This window comes from Acinetobacter sp. YH12128, from assembly GCF_013418655.1.
Lineage (GTDB): Bacteria > Pseudomonadota > Gammaproteobacteria > Pseudomonadales > Moraxellaceae > Acinetobacter > Acinetobacter amyesii.
Genome location: NZ_VPBO01000013.1, coordinates 53,988 through 68,512, shown reverse-complemented (window position 1 = coordinate 68,512; position 14,525 = coordinate 53,988). Strand labels below are relative to the sequence as shown.

Annotated in this window: 18 protein-coding genes; 6 read left to right on the top strand and 12 right to left on the bottom strand. The window is 41.8% G+C overall.

Annotation, left to right across the window (positions count from 1 at the left end):
* Window positions 1–105 precede the first annotated feature (105 nt).
* From FTU64_RS08305 to FTU64_RS08290, 4 genes are all read right to left on the bottom strand, one after another.
* Complete coding sequence (locus FTU64_RS08305; RefSeq protein WP_180059549.1) at window positions 106–1,824, bottom strand: cation:proton antiporter; 1,719 nt, start codon at window positions 1,822–1,824, stop codon at window positions 106–108.
* A gap of 142 nt (window positions 1,825–1,966) precedes the next feature.
* Window positions 1,967–2,122: a 50S ribosomal protein L33 gene (rpmG, locus tag FTU64_RS08300; RefSeq protein WP_001205031.1), complete on the bottom strand. Its 156-nt coding sequence runs from the start codon at window positions 2,120–2,122 to the stop codon at window positions 1,967–1,969.
* Window positions 2,123–2,134: 12 nt separating this feature from the next.
* Complete coding sequence (gene rpmB / locus FTU64_RS08295) at window positions 2,135–2,371, bottom strand: 50S ribosomal protein L28 (protein WP_000048256.1); 237 nt, start codon at window positions 2,369–2,371, stop codon at window positions 2,135–2,137.
* Window positions 2,372–2,533: 162 nt separating this feature from the next.
* Window positions 2,534–3,982, bottom strand: coding sequence for a coniferyl aldehyde dehydrogenase (locus tag FTU64_RS08290; protein ID WP_180004568.1), 1,449 nt, complete (start codon window positions 3,980–3,982; stop codon window positions 2,534–2,536).
* A 116-nt stretch (window positions 3,983–4,098) separates the two neighbouring features.
* On the opposite strand from FTU64_RS08290, the gene FTU64_RS08285 reads away from it, so the two are divergent.
* From FTU64_RS08285 to FTU64_RS08265, 5 genes are all read left to right on the top strand, one after another.
* Window positions 4,099–4,800, top strand: a complete 702-nt coding sequence (locus FTU64_RS08285; protein ID WP_168377888.1) for a TetR/AcrR family transcriptional regulator — start codon at window positions 4,099–4,101, stop codon at window positions 4,798–4,800.
* A gap of 79 nt (window positions 4,801–4,879) precedes the next feature.
* A complete protein-coding gene (purU, locus tag FTU64_RS08280; protein WP_078192727.1) occupies window positions 4,880–5,746 on the top strand; it encodes a formyltetrahydrofolate deformylase in 867 nt (288 codons plus the stop codon).
* Between the two features lie 211 nt (window positions 5,747–5,957).
* Window positions 5,958–6,722, top strand: coding sequence for a TonB family protein (locus FTU64_RS08275; RefSeq protein WP_180040564.1), 765 nt, complete (start codon window positions 5,958–5,960; stop codon window positions 6,720–6,722).
* Window positions 6,723–6,752: 30 nt separating this feature from the next.
* Window positions 6,753–7,376, top strand: a complete 624-nt coding sequence (locus FTU64_RS08270; protein WP_078192725.1) for a MotA/TolQ/ExbB proton channel family protein — start codon at window positions 6,753–6,755, stop codon at window positions 7,374–7,376.
* Entirely contained in the window at window positions 7,376–7,780 is a 405-nt protein-coding gene (locus FTU64_RS08265) for a biopolymer transporter ExbD (protein WP_078189686.1), read from the top strand. The genes FTU64_RS08270 and FTU64_RS08265 overlap by 1 nt, the downstream gene beginning before the upstream one ends.
* Window positions 7,781–7,866: 86 nt before the next feature.
* Here FTU64_RS08265 and msrA read toward each other — a convergent pair whose 3' ends face one another.
* From msrA to thyA, 5 genes are all read right to left on the bottom strand, one after another.
* Entirely contained in the window at window positions 7,867–8,391 is a 525-nt protein-coding gene (msrA, locus tag FTU64_RS08260; RefSeq protein WP_180024449.1) for a peptide-methionine (S)-S-oxide reductase MsrA, read from the bottom strand.
* Window positions 8,392–8,550: 159 nt separating this feature from the next.
* A complete protein-coding gene (locus FTU64_RS08255) occupies window positions 8,551–9,009 on the bottom strand; it encodes an META domain-containing protein (protein ID WP_111884063.1) in 459 nt (152 codons plus the stop codon).
* A gap of 84 nt (window positions 9,010–9,093) precedes the next feature.
* Entirely contained in the window at window positions 9,094–10,164 is a 1,071-nt protein-coding gene (locus FTU64_RS08250) for a DUF4105 domain-containing protein (protein WP_180059548.1), read from the bottom strand.
* Between the two features lie 27 nt (window positions 10,165–10,191).
* On the bottom strand, window positions 10,192–10,704 hold the full coding sequence (locus FTU64_RS08245; RefSeq protein WP_168377882.1) for a dihydrofolate reductase: 513 nt from the start codon (window positions 10,702–10,704) through the stop codon (window positions 10,192–10,194).
* 99 nt (window positions 10,705–10,803) lie between these two features.
* Window positions 10,804–11,646: a thymidylate synthase gene (gene thyA / locus FTU64_RS08240; RefSeq protein ID WP_078189681.1), complete on the bottom strand. Its 843-nt coding sequence runs from the start codon at window positions 11,644–11,646 to the stop codon at window positions 10,804–10,806.
* Window positions 11,647–12,207: 561 nt separating this feature from the next.
* Between thyA and FTU64_RS08235 the strand changes: the two genes are divergently transcribed.
* Window positions 12,208–12,720 (top strand): peptidoglycan amidohydrolase family protein, encoded by a 513-nt coding sequence (locus FTU64_RS08235; RefSeq protein ID WP_078189680.1) that lies wholly within the window; start codon window positions 12,208–12,210, stop codon window positions 12,718–12,720.
* Between the two features lie 21 nt (window positions 12,721–12,741).
* Here the strand turns inward: FTU64_RS08235 and FTU64_RS08230 are convergent, their stop codons facing one another.
* From FTU64_RS08230 to lgt, 3 genes are all read right to left on the bottom strand, one after another.
* A complete protein-coding gene (locus FTU64_RS08230; RefSeq protein WP_180059547.1) occupies window positions 12,742–13,110 on the bottom strand; it encodes a hypothetical protein in 369 nt (122 codons plus the stop codon).
* Window positions 13,111–13,503, bottom strand: coding sequence for a hypothetical protein (locus FTU64_RS08225; RefSeq protein ID WP_180059546.1), 393 nt, complete (start codon window positions 13,501–13,503; stop codon window positions 13,111–13,113).
* A 156-nt stretch (window positions 13,504–13,659) separates the two neighbouring features.
* Window positions 13,660–14,472, bottom strand: a complete 813-nt coding sequence (gene lgt / locus FTU64_RS08220; protein ID WP_180007176.1) for a prolipoprotein diacylglyceryl transferase — start codon at window positions 14,470–14,472, stop codon at window positions 13,660–13,662.
* Window positions 14,473–14,525: the final 53 nt, after the last annotated feature.

Sequence of the window (14,525 nt, the reverse complement as noted above, 5' to 3'; positions counted from 1 at the left end):
TATTTGTAATTTTAAAATTACTGAATTATATCAATTAAAAAAAGGCGATGCTTTAATGCATCGCCTTTTGGGTTTTGCTCATAAGAACTTAATTAGGCACTTAGTTTAGTGTGTCGGAGTTTGGTGATGGGCAATTTGGATTTGATTTAAAATATGATTGCTCATATTTTTCGCCATTTCCTCTTTGGCATAATAAACCTCACCGATATTGTCACGACGAATGACTTCAGCTTCTTCTTTACTTTCCGCACACACCAATACTTGGATAGAAGGATTCAGCATTTTGGCAATATCGACAATTTTATGAATATCTAAAATATCCATAGGTGAAATGACCAAAAGGCGTGCGTGTTGAATATGGGCCTGAATTAAAACACCCGGTTCTGTTGCTACACCGGATACCGCAGCGATGCCTTTTTCCCGCAAGTTTTCCACGATTTCACGGTTTTCTTCAGCAATAACCACTTTAATGTTTTCATTCATTAATTCACGGGTAATACGACGACCGACTTCACCATGACCAATTAGTACCACCTGATCACGTAGATAATCCTGTGAGACCTCATCCGGCAACATGGCTAATGGGTCACTACTACGTTCCAGTAAACGGGCCAAATTCGAGCGCTCACGGATGAGTCGCTGCATAGGCTCGATTGCAGAAAATACAAATGAATTCAGCGTAATCGAGATTAATGCACCTGCCAGTATCAGGTTTTGTCCTTCCATAGAAAGGAGGTTTAGAGATACACCTAAGGTCGCCAAAATAAATGAGAACTCACCAATTTGCGCCAAGCTTGCCCCAACGGTTAATGCGGTATTGATGGGGTAACGGAAGAACAACACCAACGCCATTGCAGCGATGGTCTTACCAATCATGATAATGCCGACCACAGCTAAGACGTGAAGCGGTTGTTCAATCAAGATCCGTGGATCAAACAGCATGCCGACGGAGACGAAAAACAAAATCGAAAAAATTTCACGAAGCGGAAGAGTTTCTTCTTCTGCACGGTGACTAAAGTCAGACTCTTTGACCACCATACCGGCAAAAAATGCGCCCAGTGCCATGGATACACCAAATACCTTGTAGGCACCAAAGGCAATAGATACGGCTGCTGCAACCACGGTGAGCGTGAATAATTCACGTGAGCCTAAGCGCGCAACCACTTGCATAATCATTGGCACTAAGCGTTTACCAATGATCAGCATGAAGGCAATAAAGCCAGCAACTTTGAGTAAAGTTAGACCTAAGGTCAGCCAAATATTTTCATCGGCACTGCCTGATGTGAGCGGTTGACCGCCAAGCAGTACGGCAGTCGCAGGTAGAAGGACCAGGACCAGAACCATCACCAAGTCTTCAACCAAGAGCCAACCCACGGCAATTTTACCATTGACGGAGTTGAGTAAGCCGCGATCACCTAAGGCTTTGAGTAGAACGATAGTACTTGCACACGACAAACTTAAGCCAAACACTAAGGCTGAGCCCATGCTCCAGCCCCAAAGCATGGAAATTCCCATACCGAGTAAGGTCGCCACTGCAATTTGTAAAATGGCACCCGGGAGGGCAATACGACGGACTTGCATCAAATCATTGAGTGAAAAGTGCATACCCACGCCAAACATCAGGAACATGACACCGAGTTCGGCCAATTGGTTAGCGAGATGGATATCGCCAACTACTCCAGGCGTATTTGGGCTAATAATAATACCGGCAATCAGATAGCCGATAAGGGGAGGAAGTCGCAGGCGTGCAGCAATATAGCCAAAAATTAAGGCAAAACCAAAGCCAACAGCAAGTAATATTATGAGTTCTACATCATGAGGCACTAAAAACTCCTTAAGCCTAAGTTAAGGGTAAAAAAGACAAGCACAAAAAGTGCCAAAAAGCATTTTGAAAGTTTAGCAATTCGAATAAAAAAAATGCAAAAAAAAACGACCTAAGTAGGTCGTTTTTTTCAAAAAACTAAAATTATTTGATTTTAGCTTCTTTGAAGATTACGTGTTGACGGATTTTTGGATCAAATTTTTTGATTTCCATTTTTTCCGGCATAGTACGTTTGTTCTTAGTGGTAGTGTAGAAATAACCTGTACCAGCAGAAGAAACTAGGCGAATTTTATCACGCATGTTCGTAGCTCCTTAGATCTTTTGACCTTGAGCACGTAGGTCAGCAACAACCTTTTCGATGCCCAATTTGTCGATAATACGCATACCTTTAGTAGTTAGACGAAGACGTACGAAACGTTTTTCGCTTTCTAACCAAAAACGGTGGTGATGCAGGTTCGGCTCGAACCGGCGTTTAGTTTTGTTGTTGGCGTGTGAGACGTTGTTACCAACGACTGGACGCTTGCCGGTAACTTGGCAAACCTTAGACATGGTGTAACTCCATTGATTTAGCCAACAGCAAATCTGTATGGCCAGTCAAAAAAAACATTGAATTCATTCAAGGGGCGTTTTATATCAAAAATGCGCTTAAAAGACAAGCGATTTTGCATAAAACGAACGATCACCTAGTGTGATCGTTCATGCCTTGATCGTTTATCGAAGAAGTGTCTTCGAAATCAGTTTGTGGATCGGCTTATTGAACGGTGGAAGAATGAATTTCAAACTATAGAGTTTTGGATTCGACATCACCGAGCGTTCATGCGACAAACTGAAGAAACCTTCTGGACCATGATATTTCCCCATACCCGAAGCCCCCACACCGCCAAACGGCAGGTCATCTTGAGCAACATGGGTTAATACCGTGTTTTGTCCGAAATGTCCTGAATGGGTACGTGTTGCGACATAGTCGGCACGTGCCTGATCAAAGTCGAAATAGTATAAAGCAAGTGGACGAGGACGGCTATTAATAAAAGCAATAACCTCGTCAATTTGATCATATTCCATGATCGGAAGGATCGGACCGAAGATTTCATGCTGCATAATTTGCATGTCTGGAGTGACACCCGTTAAAACAGTCGGTGCAATTTTACGTACAGCGTCCACATCTTCATTTTGTGGGTTAAAACTGATGATTTGTGCGCCTTGATCACGCGCATCTTCTAAATAACCTTGTAGGCGGTTGTACTGCTTGTCATTAATAATCGAGGTGTAGTCCTGATTTTGGGCAATACTTGGGTACATGGCTTCAACGCACACTTTATAGTGATCTAAAAATTCAGCTGTTTTACCACGAGGTAAGAACACATAGTCAGGTGCAACACAAGTTTGACCTGCATTCCAAAGTTTACCAACCGCAAGACGCTGTGCGACATCTGCAAGGTCAATAGACGGATGAACCAATACAGGTGACTTTCCGCCTAATTCTAAAATCACCGGAACTAAGTTTTCAGACGCTGCCGCCATGACGGTTTTACCGACATTGGTCGAGCCAGTAAAAATCATTTTGTCGAAGGCAAGGTGACTAAACGCATCTGAAATTGGGCCACCACCGTTGACGACTGCGACCAATTCTTGAGGAAATGCTTCTGCGAGAGCTTTTTCTAGCACATCACCGAATGCCGCAGAGGCACTCGAAATTTTGATCATGGCATGGTTGCCCGCAGCCAAAGCACAAATCAGTGGGCCTATAGAAAGAAGCAGTGGGTAGTTCCATGGCGTAATAATGCCGACGACACCAAGCGGTTGATATTGCACCCATGCTTTTGCAGGTTGGTGAATAATTCCGACATGGCGTTTGGATGGTTTCATCCAGTCTGTCAAATGCTTGCTATAATATTTAATGTGTTCAAGACATGTAAGTAACTCACCAATCTTGGTTTCACCAATAGAACGGTTACCATAGTCTTGATTAATTGCATCAGCAAATTGATCTTGATACTTAACTAAGATACGCTTAAGCCGAGCCAAACGATCAATACGTTCCTTCGCTGTAGGCAATGGGTAACGTAAATACGCTTGTTTCTGCTGTTCCAACATATTGTTGAGATGCTGCTGATCAAAAGAATGTGGTGTCATTGAAGTTGTTTTTGTCTGACTATTCATGTCGCACGACCATATCCAAATTAGCGATTAATTAATTTTTAGAGTAAATACTCTAAATAGTCAAGTTACTTTATGTGTTAGTGTTCTAATGCTTTGAAATAAATGGTTGTTTTAGGATGTCTCACACCAAAACCTTAAAAACGAAAGAACGTATTTTGCAGCTGAGTTTGCAGTTGTTTAATGAGCGTAGCGAGCGTTCAGTGACAACCAATCATATTGCTGCTGAACTGGGAATGAGTCCTGGTAACTTGTATTACCATTTCCGAAATAAAAGTGAAATTATTAAGGAATTAATGGAGCAATATCAGCATGAAACGCTAGAAATGTTAGCGCTTCCTGATGATCGTCAGCTTGATGCCAATGATAAAATTCGCTATTTCCAAGTGTTAAGTAGCCAATTATGGGCTTATCGCTTTTTACATCGTGATGTTTATCACTTGGTCGAAAATAATGAAGATTTCCGCAAAATGTATCCACGTTTTGCCGGTCAAGTCATGCAACAAGGGCAGAAAATTTATCGTGCCTTTGTTGACGCAGGCTTAATGCAGATGACCGATTCTGAAATTGAGGCCTTAACCATTAACTTGTGGATCGTGCTGACCAACTGGACCAACTTCCTTTATATGTCTGGCCATATTACTGACTCAAACACTTTGGAAGAAAAATGGGTGTGGCAAGCACTACGACAAATGGTGTTCTTAGAAGGTGCATATCTACGTGGTGAAAGCCGTGAAACCTATGAGCGATTGCTCGAAACTTTAGGGCCGTCGGACTTATTTGCAAGTCTTTCAAACGCAAAGCATCAGGTTACTGAATAAGACTATTTAGTCTGGCTTTAAAAAGCGTTAGAATACTCGGCTCTTTTTTCAATTTAACTGATTAGTGATATAAACCAACATGAATATGTCGACCGCTAACACAGCACGCTTACTCATTACCTGTGAAGATAAACCGGGGATTGTGCAAGCTGTATCGAGCTTTTTGTATCATCAGGGAGCAAATATTACCGCACTTGATCAATACGCGACTGAAGCTCAAGGGGGGCGATACTTCATGCGTGTTGAGTTCGAATTGGACAATTTACAAAGCCGTAAAGAAAGTCTAACTCAAACATTTGCGAGCAATGTTGCTGAGCGTTACAACATGCACTGGCGTTTAGCTTTAGTCAGTGATGTGAAGAAAGTCGGTATCTTGGTGTCTAAAGTTGACCATGCATTGCTTGAGCTGTTATGGCGTCATGCACGTGGTGGTTTGCCATGTGAAATCACCAAAGTCGTGTCTAATCACGATGCTTTACGTGAATCTGTAGAAAATTTCGGTATTCCGTTTGAAGTGGTTCCCGTGAACAAAGAAAACAAACGTGAAGCTTATGAGCAAATTGATCAATTGATGCAAGGCAATGATTTATTGGTTCTTGCTCGTTATATGCAAATTTTAGACGAAGAATTTGTTCAAAAATGGGAAATGAAAGTGATTAACATTCACCATTCATTCCTCCCAGCCTTTGTTGGTGCGAACCCATATAAACAAGCGCATGAAAAAGGTGTGAAGTTGATTGGTGCGACAGCGCACTATGTGACTGCTGATCTTGACCAAGGGCCGATTATTGAGCAAGACGTAGAGCGTGTAAGTCACGACTTTACTGTTGAGCAATTGCGCGAGTTAGGTCAGGACGTAGAGCGTAATGTGCTCGCACGTGCAGTCAAATGGCATCTTGAAGATCGTATTATTGTCGATGGTAATAAAACTGTTGTATTTCAATAAAACGAGATGAATTTTTGAATAAAAAAGGCATACTTTAGGTATGCCTTTTTTATATTATGATTAAAAAAAGTCATTAAAACTGACGAATTAATAGTTGCAAATGAAAACACTTCTCATTTATTATTGCCGTACTTTAATTGTGCTAACCGATGAGCATGATTGTATTTTTGACAAAATAAATGCAATCGCTTCTTCAAGGTAACTGAGTTTAATGAGTCAATCTCCCGCTCCAATGATGCAATCACCTAACCCGATGAAAAAGAAAATCATTACTGCGCTTCTCGCTGTTGTGGTAGGGCATATGGGGGTATTGTGGGCGGTCAGCAATATGAAAGCACCAGAACTTAAACCGATCGAAAAAGATCCGATTAAAGTTCGCTTTGTGAAGATTGTTGAAGAGAAAAAACCAGAACCTCCGAAGCCAAAACCAGAACCGAAGAAAGAGCCACCAAAGCCAAAAGAAGTTAAAATTGTAGATAAGCCTTTACCACCTCCACCGAAGAAAGTGGAAAAACTGGAACAGGTGAAAAAGAAAGATGCGCCGAAACCAACTGTTGAAGCGGTCAAAAACGTACCACCAACACCTGTTGTTTCAACTGTGGTTTCTGAAACGAAAGTCGTTCGTGTTGAACCAACACCTCCGGCACCTGTTGCACCACCACCTGCGCCTCCAGCACCACCTGCGCCACCGACACCTAAAACTGTGAGCATTGGTAATGGTGTCAGTTGGATTAAGAAACCGAATGTTCAATTTGAAAATGGTGAATTAAAAGCGTCGTGTACAGTTGAAGTTGCGATTGCTGCAAGTGCTGAAGGTAAAGTCGAATCAGCAACGATTAAAAACTCGACTTGTGGCGCTGCTGTAAACCGTAAAGTGACTGATGCAGTGAAGCGTGCACGTTTATCCAAATATATTGATAATGGTGTGGCAACTCCGACGCGAGTTGATCAACCATTCAACTTTAAACTTAATTAAGATTCCGGCTAACCCATTAGGAGTTCGAATATGAACTTTTCAGTTTATTGGCAACATGCAGATGCAGTCAGCAAAACACTGTATTTCGTGTTACTTGCAATGTCGATTGCGACTTGGACGATCTTCGTTCTTCGTATTATGGGCACACGTCAGCTCAAACAAGTGGCGTATAACCACCTTGCAGATGCACTAAGCAAACTGAAAGCGAAATTTGCTCCTTTGGCTTTTGAACAACGTAAGGCTGTGGCTGAACAAGCATTACTACGTCAAATTTCGGTAGAAAAAGCTAATGCTGAAAAAGGCGTATCTGTATTGGGTACGATTGCTTCAATTGCACCGTTCGTAGGTTTGTTCGGTACAGTATGGGGTATTTTTCATGCCCTTGTAGCAGTGGGTAAAAGCGGTCAAGCGGGTTTAGCGCAAGTGGCAACTCCAGTCGGTGAAGCTTTGATCATGACCGGTCTTGGTTTGGCTGTGGCGATTCCTGCGGTATTGGCTTATAACATCTGTGTTCGTTTTAACCGTACACTGTCGAATGAATTGCAAGATCAAGCGCATGGTTTATTGATTGATACTATGTTGCAACAAGAATCTGCAGCGAAGAAAGAAGACGTGAAAACTGCACAGCAAAGTTTAGCTGGAGGTCAAGCTTAATGGCTTTTCAATTGGGTGAAGACAACGATGCTGGCATGAATGAGATGAACCTCATTCCGCTCATCGATATTATGTTGGTATTGATGATCATCTTCTTGGTGACTGCGACTGTTGCCAACCCATCAATTCCATTAACCTTGCCACAAACGACTGCAGAAGTGATTGATCTGCCGCCTGAAAGCGTAACCATCAGTATTAACTCAGCGGGTGATATCGCTTGGAATGGTGATATTGTGACGCTTGAAGATTTAGAAAGTCGTCTTAATACAGCTGGTCAGCAAGAACGTAAGCCTGCATTGGTATTAAAAGCCGATAAAGAATCACGTTATGACACAGTTGCGCAAGTGATGTCGCGTGCGAGTGGAGCCGGACTCAGCGATATCGCCTTTGCCAGTGATAACTAAGCATTGAGCAAAGATAACTAAAAAAAGCGACTGAAATGTCGCTTTTTTTATGTCTCTATTTTGAAAATAGATGCCGTTTAATTAGATCACTCAGATTTGAGTAGGTCTTGAAATTTGCTACGTAATTTCATGAGTTTAGGTGGTATTGAAAAATTACAATAACCTTGGTTTGGGTTACGTGCAAAGAAGTTTTGATGATATTCTTCGGCAGGGTAGAAGGTTGGCATTGGACTCAGTTCAGTCACGATATTGATGCCTTCAGCTTTTAATTCTTCAATACGTTGTTCAGCAAGCTGCTTTTGTGATTCGTCCTGATAGAAAATCACTGAGCGATACTGTGTACCGACATCATTGCCTTGACGGTTCAGCGTGGTTGGATCGTGAGTTGCGAAAAATACATCTAGCAATTGGCTAAAACTGATTTGGCTGTCATCAAAATTGATCTGAATGACTTCTGCATGTTGGGTATTCCCCTCACAAATTTGCTCATAGCTCGGATGCTGAGTAACTCCCCCTGCATAACCACTGACGACTGTTTGCACGCCCTTTAGTTGTAGAAAAACTGCTTCTACACACCAAAAGCACCCACCACCAAATACCGCTTGTTGCATAGTGAAATCCTATTTTGTTCCCTGATGTTTAATATGGGGTTATAGCTAAAAACTGCAATGTACGTCTGTATACTAATCACTAGTTTATGTGCATTAAATGTCTCTGGCATGACTGAACAGTGAATAAAAAAGTCTGCCGAAGCAGACTTTTTTAATGATTTAACGCGGTTGAACAGCGCTTTCATATTGAATTAATAAATTGCCGTGACGGTCTAGCAATTTCAAGGTTTTTCCAAAAACTTGATAATGCGTTACCTTTTCGAGTGCTGCATGGTACTGTCGCTCTAGCCCATTGTTATTGAGACAAGCCATTTGTGTCGCAGCAATCGGGCCAAACGTTATGGTGTCTTTGCCAGCATTATAGCCACCCATTATACGATTACAGCCGTCTGCACCTGAGACACGTTTTGAAGCCGCATCGAATTGAATGCTTGGAATATTATGCGCATTGGGTGCTGTTTTGATTGGAGTGTTACCAATTTGAGTGGCAATCCAAGTACGGTTTTGTAATAGGTTTAAATTTTCAGTTATGGTGTTGTCTTGTGCAGGCATGCTTTCACAGCCTGTCACCACTAAAGTTGAAACCAAAGTTGCAGCAACAAATATTTGTTTTAGCATCGGAATTTCCCCGTGGAAGCATTTCAACTATCTAAGCAAATATCGCACAGATAAGCTAGCCATATTTGTATCATTATTTAAGAATTACAATTGATTGGCGCTTGGATTAGACTGTGAATGCGGCAAACCTTGTCGAATTAATTTGGAATATTGTTCACTGCTCAGTTGCTTGATTTGAGAGACACGAGGGTTAACATGGGCTTTTTGATACCATGTTTTCATATCCCAATTTTGGTCTATGGCATGGAGGTCATATAAATAATTCGGCAAATAACCGGATGCAAATAAGCGGTAATCGGTTGGAAGTTGATGTTTGGAAACGGCTTGAATCATGTCAAACACCAGTGTTGTACAATTACTGGTGAGCGTGTTGTACCATTTAGGTTGAGTCTGCAGTTCATCGGCTTTATGGAGATATTCAATAAACAGCGCCTGCATTTCAGATTTTGGCATGTTTACGGGGAAGAAATAAACCTGTTCTCCGCGTGTATTGCTGCGGGTATAGATAATATCTTTTTCATCTGATGCAATGAGGCTCAGTTCATATTTACGGAAAAAACCACCAATCGCAGAGAATTCTTCGTTTTTCTCTTTGCGAATTTCAATCGAAAATGTCAGCGGTGGTCGGTCAGCAAAATCAAAACTGACCAAGGTATGGGCGATTTGCGGCCCCATCCAATACGAGGTAATGATGTTGACGCCATTGATTTGACTCAGGTCATATTGGCGAGTTTCCCAACGCGGGGTAAAGCTACCATCGGCATGCCAGTCGAAATTACGCACATTGTGTAAGGTGACCAGATTGCCTTGCTTTTCATAATGTAGAATTTCTGCCACTTCAGGATTCCATTCACGATCTTGACGCGCTTCCATGCCAAAATACCAAAATAGACCGCAAATAAAGCCCACTATATAAATCAAGACATCTTTACGACGGCTAAAAAAGTGTTGGGTAATATAGATGCCTAAAATGCTCAGGGCAAAAGCAATCCAGATTCCAATGATAATGCGGCTGCCTAACCAGCCTGCCGGTTGCTGTATCCACAGGGCAGCACAAAGCCAAATCGAAGAACAGAGGACAAACACACTAAATAGAGCATGAAGAATACTTCGCCCTATTTTTTTGAAGATTGCTTGTTGGTCACTCTGTTGCATATTTTTCTTTTAGCTTAAGATTTTTCTTTATTTTCGGTAAGTTGCGAACTCAAAAGCAATCCCAGTTTTGTCGTCGATATGTTGTTCTGACGCCACTTTTTGAAAGTCCGCAGGAATTTCAGGATAATGCGCATCACCTTGAACATCGAGTTCAACATGCGTGAGTTCTAAACGGTCTGCGATGCCGATGGTTTGCTTAAAAATTTCACCACCACCAATAATAAAAAGACTCGTTGGTTTTTCTGAACTTGCGACATCAGCAACAGCTTGCGTTAACGCCTCGTCGATACTATATGCGACTTTGGTGCCTTCAAATGACCAATTGCTATCTCGTGTAATGACCCAATTGACACGCTTCGGAAGGGTACGTCCCATAGACTCTAAGGTTTTGCGTCCCATAACCACTACACCACCTTGGGTGATGGCTTTAAAGTGCTGTAAATCGGCAGAAATATGCCACGGCAAATCATTACCTTTACCAATGCAGCGCTGCTGATCCATAGCGACAACGTGCACGATTTCTAAATTTTGAAATGCCATAGTTTGAACTCAAATAGCCGAATTATTTGTCGTCTATTAGAATGCAAAATCCCGCTTGAGGTAAAGCGGGATTTTGCTTTTCACTTGGGATTTCTGAAATTAAACCGCAACAGGGGCTTTAATCGCAGGATGTGATTCATAACCTACGATTTCAATATCTTCAAATTTAAAATCGAAAAGATCGGTAATTTCAGGATTGAGTTTTAATTGGCACAGACCCATTGGTTCACGTGTCAGTTGCAACTGCGCTTGTTCGAAATGGTTGGCATATAAATGTGTATCCCCACCGGTCCAAACGAAGTCGCCTACACCTAGACCACAAACTTGCGCAATCATGTGTGTTAACAGGGCATAGCTGGCAATGTTAAACGGCACACCCAAAAAAACGTCAGCACTGCGTTGATATAATTGGCAGGATAATTTTCCGTTTTGGACAAAAAATTGGAACAAGGTATGGCATGGTGGCAATGCAACATTACCTGCCTCATTTGGGTTCCAACCCGACACGATTAGACGACGAGAGTTAGGATTGGTTTTGATTTCATTGACCAACCATTTAATTTGGTCAAAACCATCTTGTTCATATAGGCCATCGGCTTTTTTGGTTGCACCGAAATTACGCCATTGATGACCGTAAACAGGACCTAATTCGCCAGCAGGACGACCAAAACGCGCAGTTTGTTCTGCTGTAGACCATTCATCCCAAATGGAGACTTTATTGTCTTGCAAATATTGAACATTGGTATCGCCTTTAAGGAACCACAGTAGTTCAATCACGATAGAGCGGAAATGAACTTTTTTGGTGGTGAGTAAAGGGAAACCTTGAGAAAGATCGAAGCGCATTTGATGACCAAATACAGAACGTGTTCCCGTACCCGTACGGTCGCCCTTGTCGCCGCCGTTGTCGAGAATGTGTTGTAAAAGGTCTAAATACTGGCGCATGTCTCTCTCATAATTTGCTAAATTTCTTGTGGCACATATTAGCTTGTTTTGCGTGTGGAAGGAACTGCGATGGGCGCTTGAATATGGTCAGGTTTAAAAAATCAAAAACATACGGTGTTTATTGGGTGATGAGAAAATTTTGCAGGCAACAAGCGCTGGATTTTCTGAGTTGAAGACGTCTATTCATAACAACTACATCAAGCGTTAACGAGACAATATGTCTGTTAAATCAAGCATGAGCTTAGAAGACTTAAACTTTATTGTTTACTTATTAAGCGATGTTCCATTCGCAGCGGTGAAAAAAAATACAGATAAGTTTGATTAAAAAATAAACGTGATTTTTCTCATTATGAAGAGGTGATTTTGAACAACTATTTTTGATTAAAAGTTTGATATCAAAAATAAATCTATTTGAATTAAAAATAGACGGTCGTATTTAATTGTGAAGATTTGTTTAAGAAATCTTACATTTTTTACATGAAAAAACATGATTTACGCGGTACTATCACCCTCGTTAAAATTTTTGAATGCCTAAATATAGGCGGGAGTGTGGGGTAAAGAATGGCTTATGATCACAATGTAAACTTGAGTGAAGTGCATGCTCCAGTTCAGGCAAATATCATAATTCGTTCTCAGGCGAGTAAAAATACGGGCAAGTCCAATACCACTCAAAAAGCAGCGACTAAAAATGTGGTATCCCGAAATGGTCAGCGTATCGATATCGATCGTTTGACTGGATTTTTACAAGGCATTACCCGTCAAAGCAGTACTCAGAAATGTGCCCGCAGTGTTCGTCTAGCACTTGAGTCCGCTGGGGCACGTTTTAACGGTCACCCCGTTGCCGCAGCAGATTGGGGCAGCACATTACAAAAAATTGGTTATCAAAAAATTAATTTAGCGTTTGATCGACCAAAGAAAGGCGATATTTATATTATCGACCGCAATCAAAGTAGTCGTTATGGTCATATCGCAGCATATTCAGGTAAGGATTGGGTGTCTGATTATCGTCAAGCGGGTTATGCGGTCTATCGAACTCCAAATGTGAAATATAGCTATTATCGCTTAGCGGATTGATAGTCCTTCAGTGAAAAAAGGTTAGTCTTCAATTCTTTTTGCACGTTGACTGTAGATCGAGACAATAAATAATCCAATTGCAGTAAAGCCCACACATTGCAGCGCTAAAATCCAGCGTTGCTCATCGGGTAGAAAATAAATTAAGCACACTAAACATAAAATTGGCAAACCAGCCAAACCGCATTTTAATGACGGAGACAGTGTTTTTAGTTTGTCTTGTCTGAGCTTATAAAGCAGATCAATCATCAAACCAATGGCTAAACTTATGCCCGCAAAGCGGGGATCAAGTTGTTTTTGTTCAGCGCATAGAAAAATAAGCACGCAGGTACTGATACAAATGATGAGCTTGATTTGTCGGTTACAGCGCTCAGAGTACCAAAACGTCAGCATTTAAACTTTACCTTCGGGCGAAGAGTTCTCGTTTTTATTCAGCAGTGAAATCGGGGAGAGCAGGCAGATCGCCAAAGCCATAAAGCCAATGCCTTGAGCACCCGGAATCAAAATTTCACCCTTATTCATGTTGATAAAAACCAATGCCAACAGCAGTGCAATCGGAATCCACGTCAATAAACGATAGAGCAAACCTGTTGGATTTTTTGCTGCAAAATGAATCTTGCAATAACGACAAATCAGGAAAATCACGCCTGTACCCATGAACATGAGAATGGCTTGAAGTGTTAGGGGTTCCATCCAATACAGAACACCGGTCAGTACGGCCATCGCAATAAAAAACAGGATTTTTTTAAGTACAGAAACGCTGGGGTTAAACCAAAATTCAAGCATGGATCGATAGTTTAAAAATAAGCTGAATAAACTGTAGCACAGATCGGTTGTCTAATTCAGTCACTTCATGTGCAGTAAATGCGTATGAAGGAGTAAATTTCAGCGCATAAAAAAGCGAGGCTTAGACCTCGCTTGCTTAAAGACTTTTAGAAAATATTAGTGATTCTTTTGTGGACCCCAGTCATAGATTTTTTTCTGGTAGGCATACCACATCATCCATAGGCCAATCAGAATCATTGGAACTGTCAGGAACTGACCTTTACTCATCCATCCAATGAACAGTTGACCATTGTCCGGCTCACGGAAGAATTCAACGGTGAAGCGTGCGATACCATATCCGATGAGGAACAAGGCTGAAACGGCATAACGTGGACGAGGTTTTGAACTAAACCACCACAGCACGATAAACAGAATCAAACCTTCACAGAGGGCTTGATAAAGCTGCGACGGATGGCGCACCAACTGAAGCGGATCGGTCGGGAAGATCATGCCGAAAGCAAAATTAGGGTCGGTCACTGCACGACCATATAGTTCGCCACCAATAAAGTTGCCAATACGACCAAACATTAAGCCTGTCGGAACGCAGGGTGCAATAAAGTCGAGGGTCTGGAACCAAGTCATTTTATATTTCTTGCACCACAGTAACATGGCAATCATGACCCCAAGGAAACCGCCATGGAAGCTCATGCCGCCTGTCCAAACTTGGAACAGCCACAGTGGGTTGGCAAGGAACTGATCGAAACCATAAAAGAAGACATAGCCAAAGCGTCCACCAATCACGACACCCAATGCACCGTAGAAAATCAGGTCAGAGACCATTTCTGCGTTCCAGCCGTCACGTTGTTTTGCGCGGTAGCTTGCCAAGCCCCATGCAAATAAAAAGGCCAATAAATACATCAGACCATACCAGTGAACTTGTAGTGGCCCCAGTGATATCGCCACAGGGTCGATATTTGGATATGTCAGCATTGCTGTTCCTTGTCATTATGTTTTGCACAGATTTTAGCTGAATGCGCTGAAAA

Coding starts and splice junctions, on each gene's coding strand:
- rpmG (WP_001205031.1), bottom strand. CDS start 2,122: ATGCGTGATAAAATTCGCCTAGTTTCTTCTGCTGGTACAGGTTATTTC.
- rpmB (WP_000048256.1), bottom strand. CDS start 2,371: ATGTCTAAGGTTTGCCAAGTTACCGGCAAGCGTCCAGTCGTTGGTAAC.
- FTU64_RS08290 (WP_180004568.1), bottom strand. CDS start 3,982: ATGAATAGTCAGACAAAAACAACTTCAATGACACCACATTCTTTTGAT.
- FTU64_RS08285 (WP_168377888.1), top strand. CDS start 4,099: ATGTCTCACACCAAAACCTTAAAAACGAAAGAACGTATTTTGCAGCTG.
- purU (WP_078192727.1), top strand. CDS start 4,880: ATGAATATGTCGACCGCTAACACAGCACGCTTACTCATTACCTGTGAA.
- FTU64_RS08275 (WP_180040564.1), top strand. CDS start 5,958: ATGAGTCAATCTCCCGCTCCAATGATGCAATCACCTAACCCGATGAAA.
- FTU64_RS08270 (WP_078192725.1), top strand. CDS start 6,753: ATGAACTTTTCAGTTTATTGGCAACATGCAGATGCAGTCAGCAAAACA.
- FTU64_RS08265 (WP_078189686.1), top strand. CDS start 7,376: ATGGCTTTTCAATTGGGTGAAGACAACGATGCTGGCATGAATGAGATG.
- msrA (WP_180024449.1), bottom strand. CDS start 8,391: ATGCAACAAGCGGTATTTGGTGGTGGGTGCTTTTGGTGTGTAGAAGCA.
- FTU64_RS08255 (WP_111884063.1), bottom strand. CDS start 9,009: ATGCTAAAACAAATATTTGTTGCTGCAACTTTGGTTTCAACTTTAGTG.
- FTU64_RS08250 (WP_180059548.1), bottom strand. CDS start 10,164: ATGCAACAGAGTGACCAACAAGCAATCTTCAAAAAAATAGGGCGAAGT.
- FTU64_RS08245 (WP_168377882.1), bottom strand. CDS start 10,704: ATGGCATTTCAAAATTTAGAAATCGTGCACGTTGTCGCTATGGATCAG.
- thyA (WP_078189681.1), bottom strand. CDS start 11,646: ATGCGCCAGTATTTAGACCTTTTACAACACATTCTCGACAACGGCGGC.
- FTU64_RS08235 (WP_078189680.1), top strand. CDS start 12,208: ATGGCTTATGATCACAATGTAAACTTGAGTGAAGTGCATGCTCCAGTT.
- FTU64_RS08230 (WP_180059547.1), bottom strand. CDS start 13,110: ATGCTGACGTTTTGGTACTCTGAGCGCTGTAACCGACAAATCAAGCTC.
- FTU64_RS08225 (WP_180059546.1), bottom strand. CDS start 13,503: ATGCTTGAATTTTGGTTTAACCCCAGCGTTTCTGTACTTAAAAAAATC.
- lgt (WP_180007176.1), bottom strand. CDS start 14,472: ATGCTGACATATCCAAATATCGACCCTGTGGCGATATCACTGGGGCCA.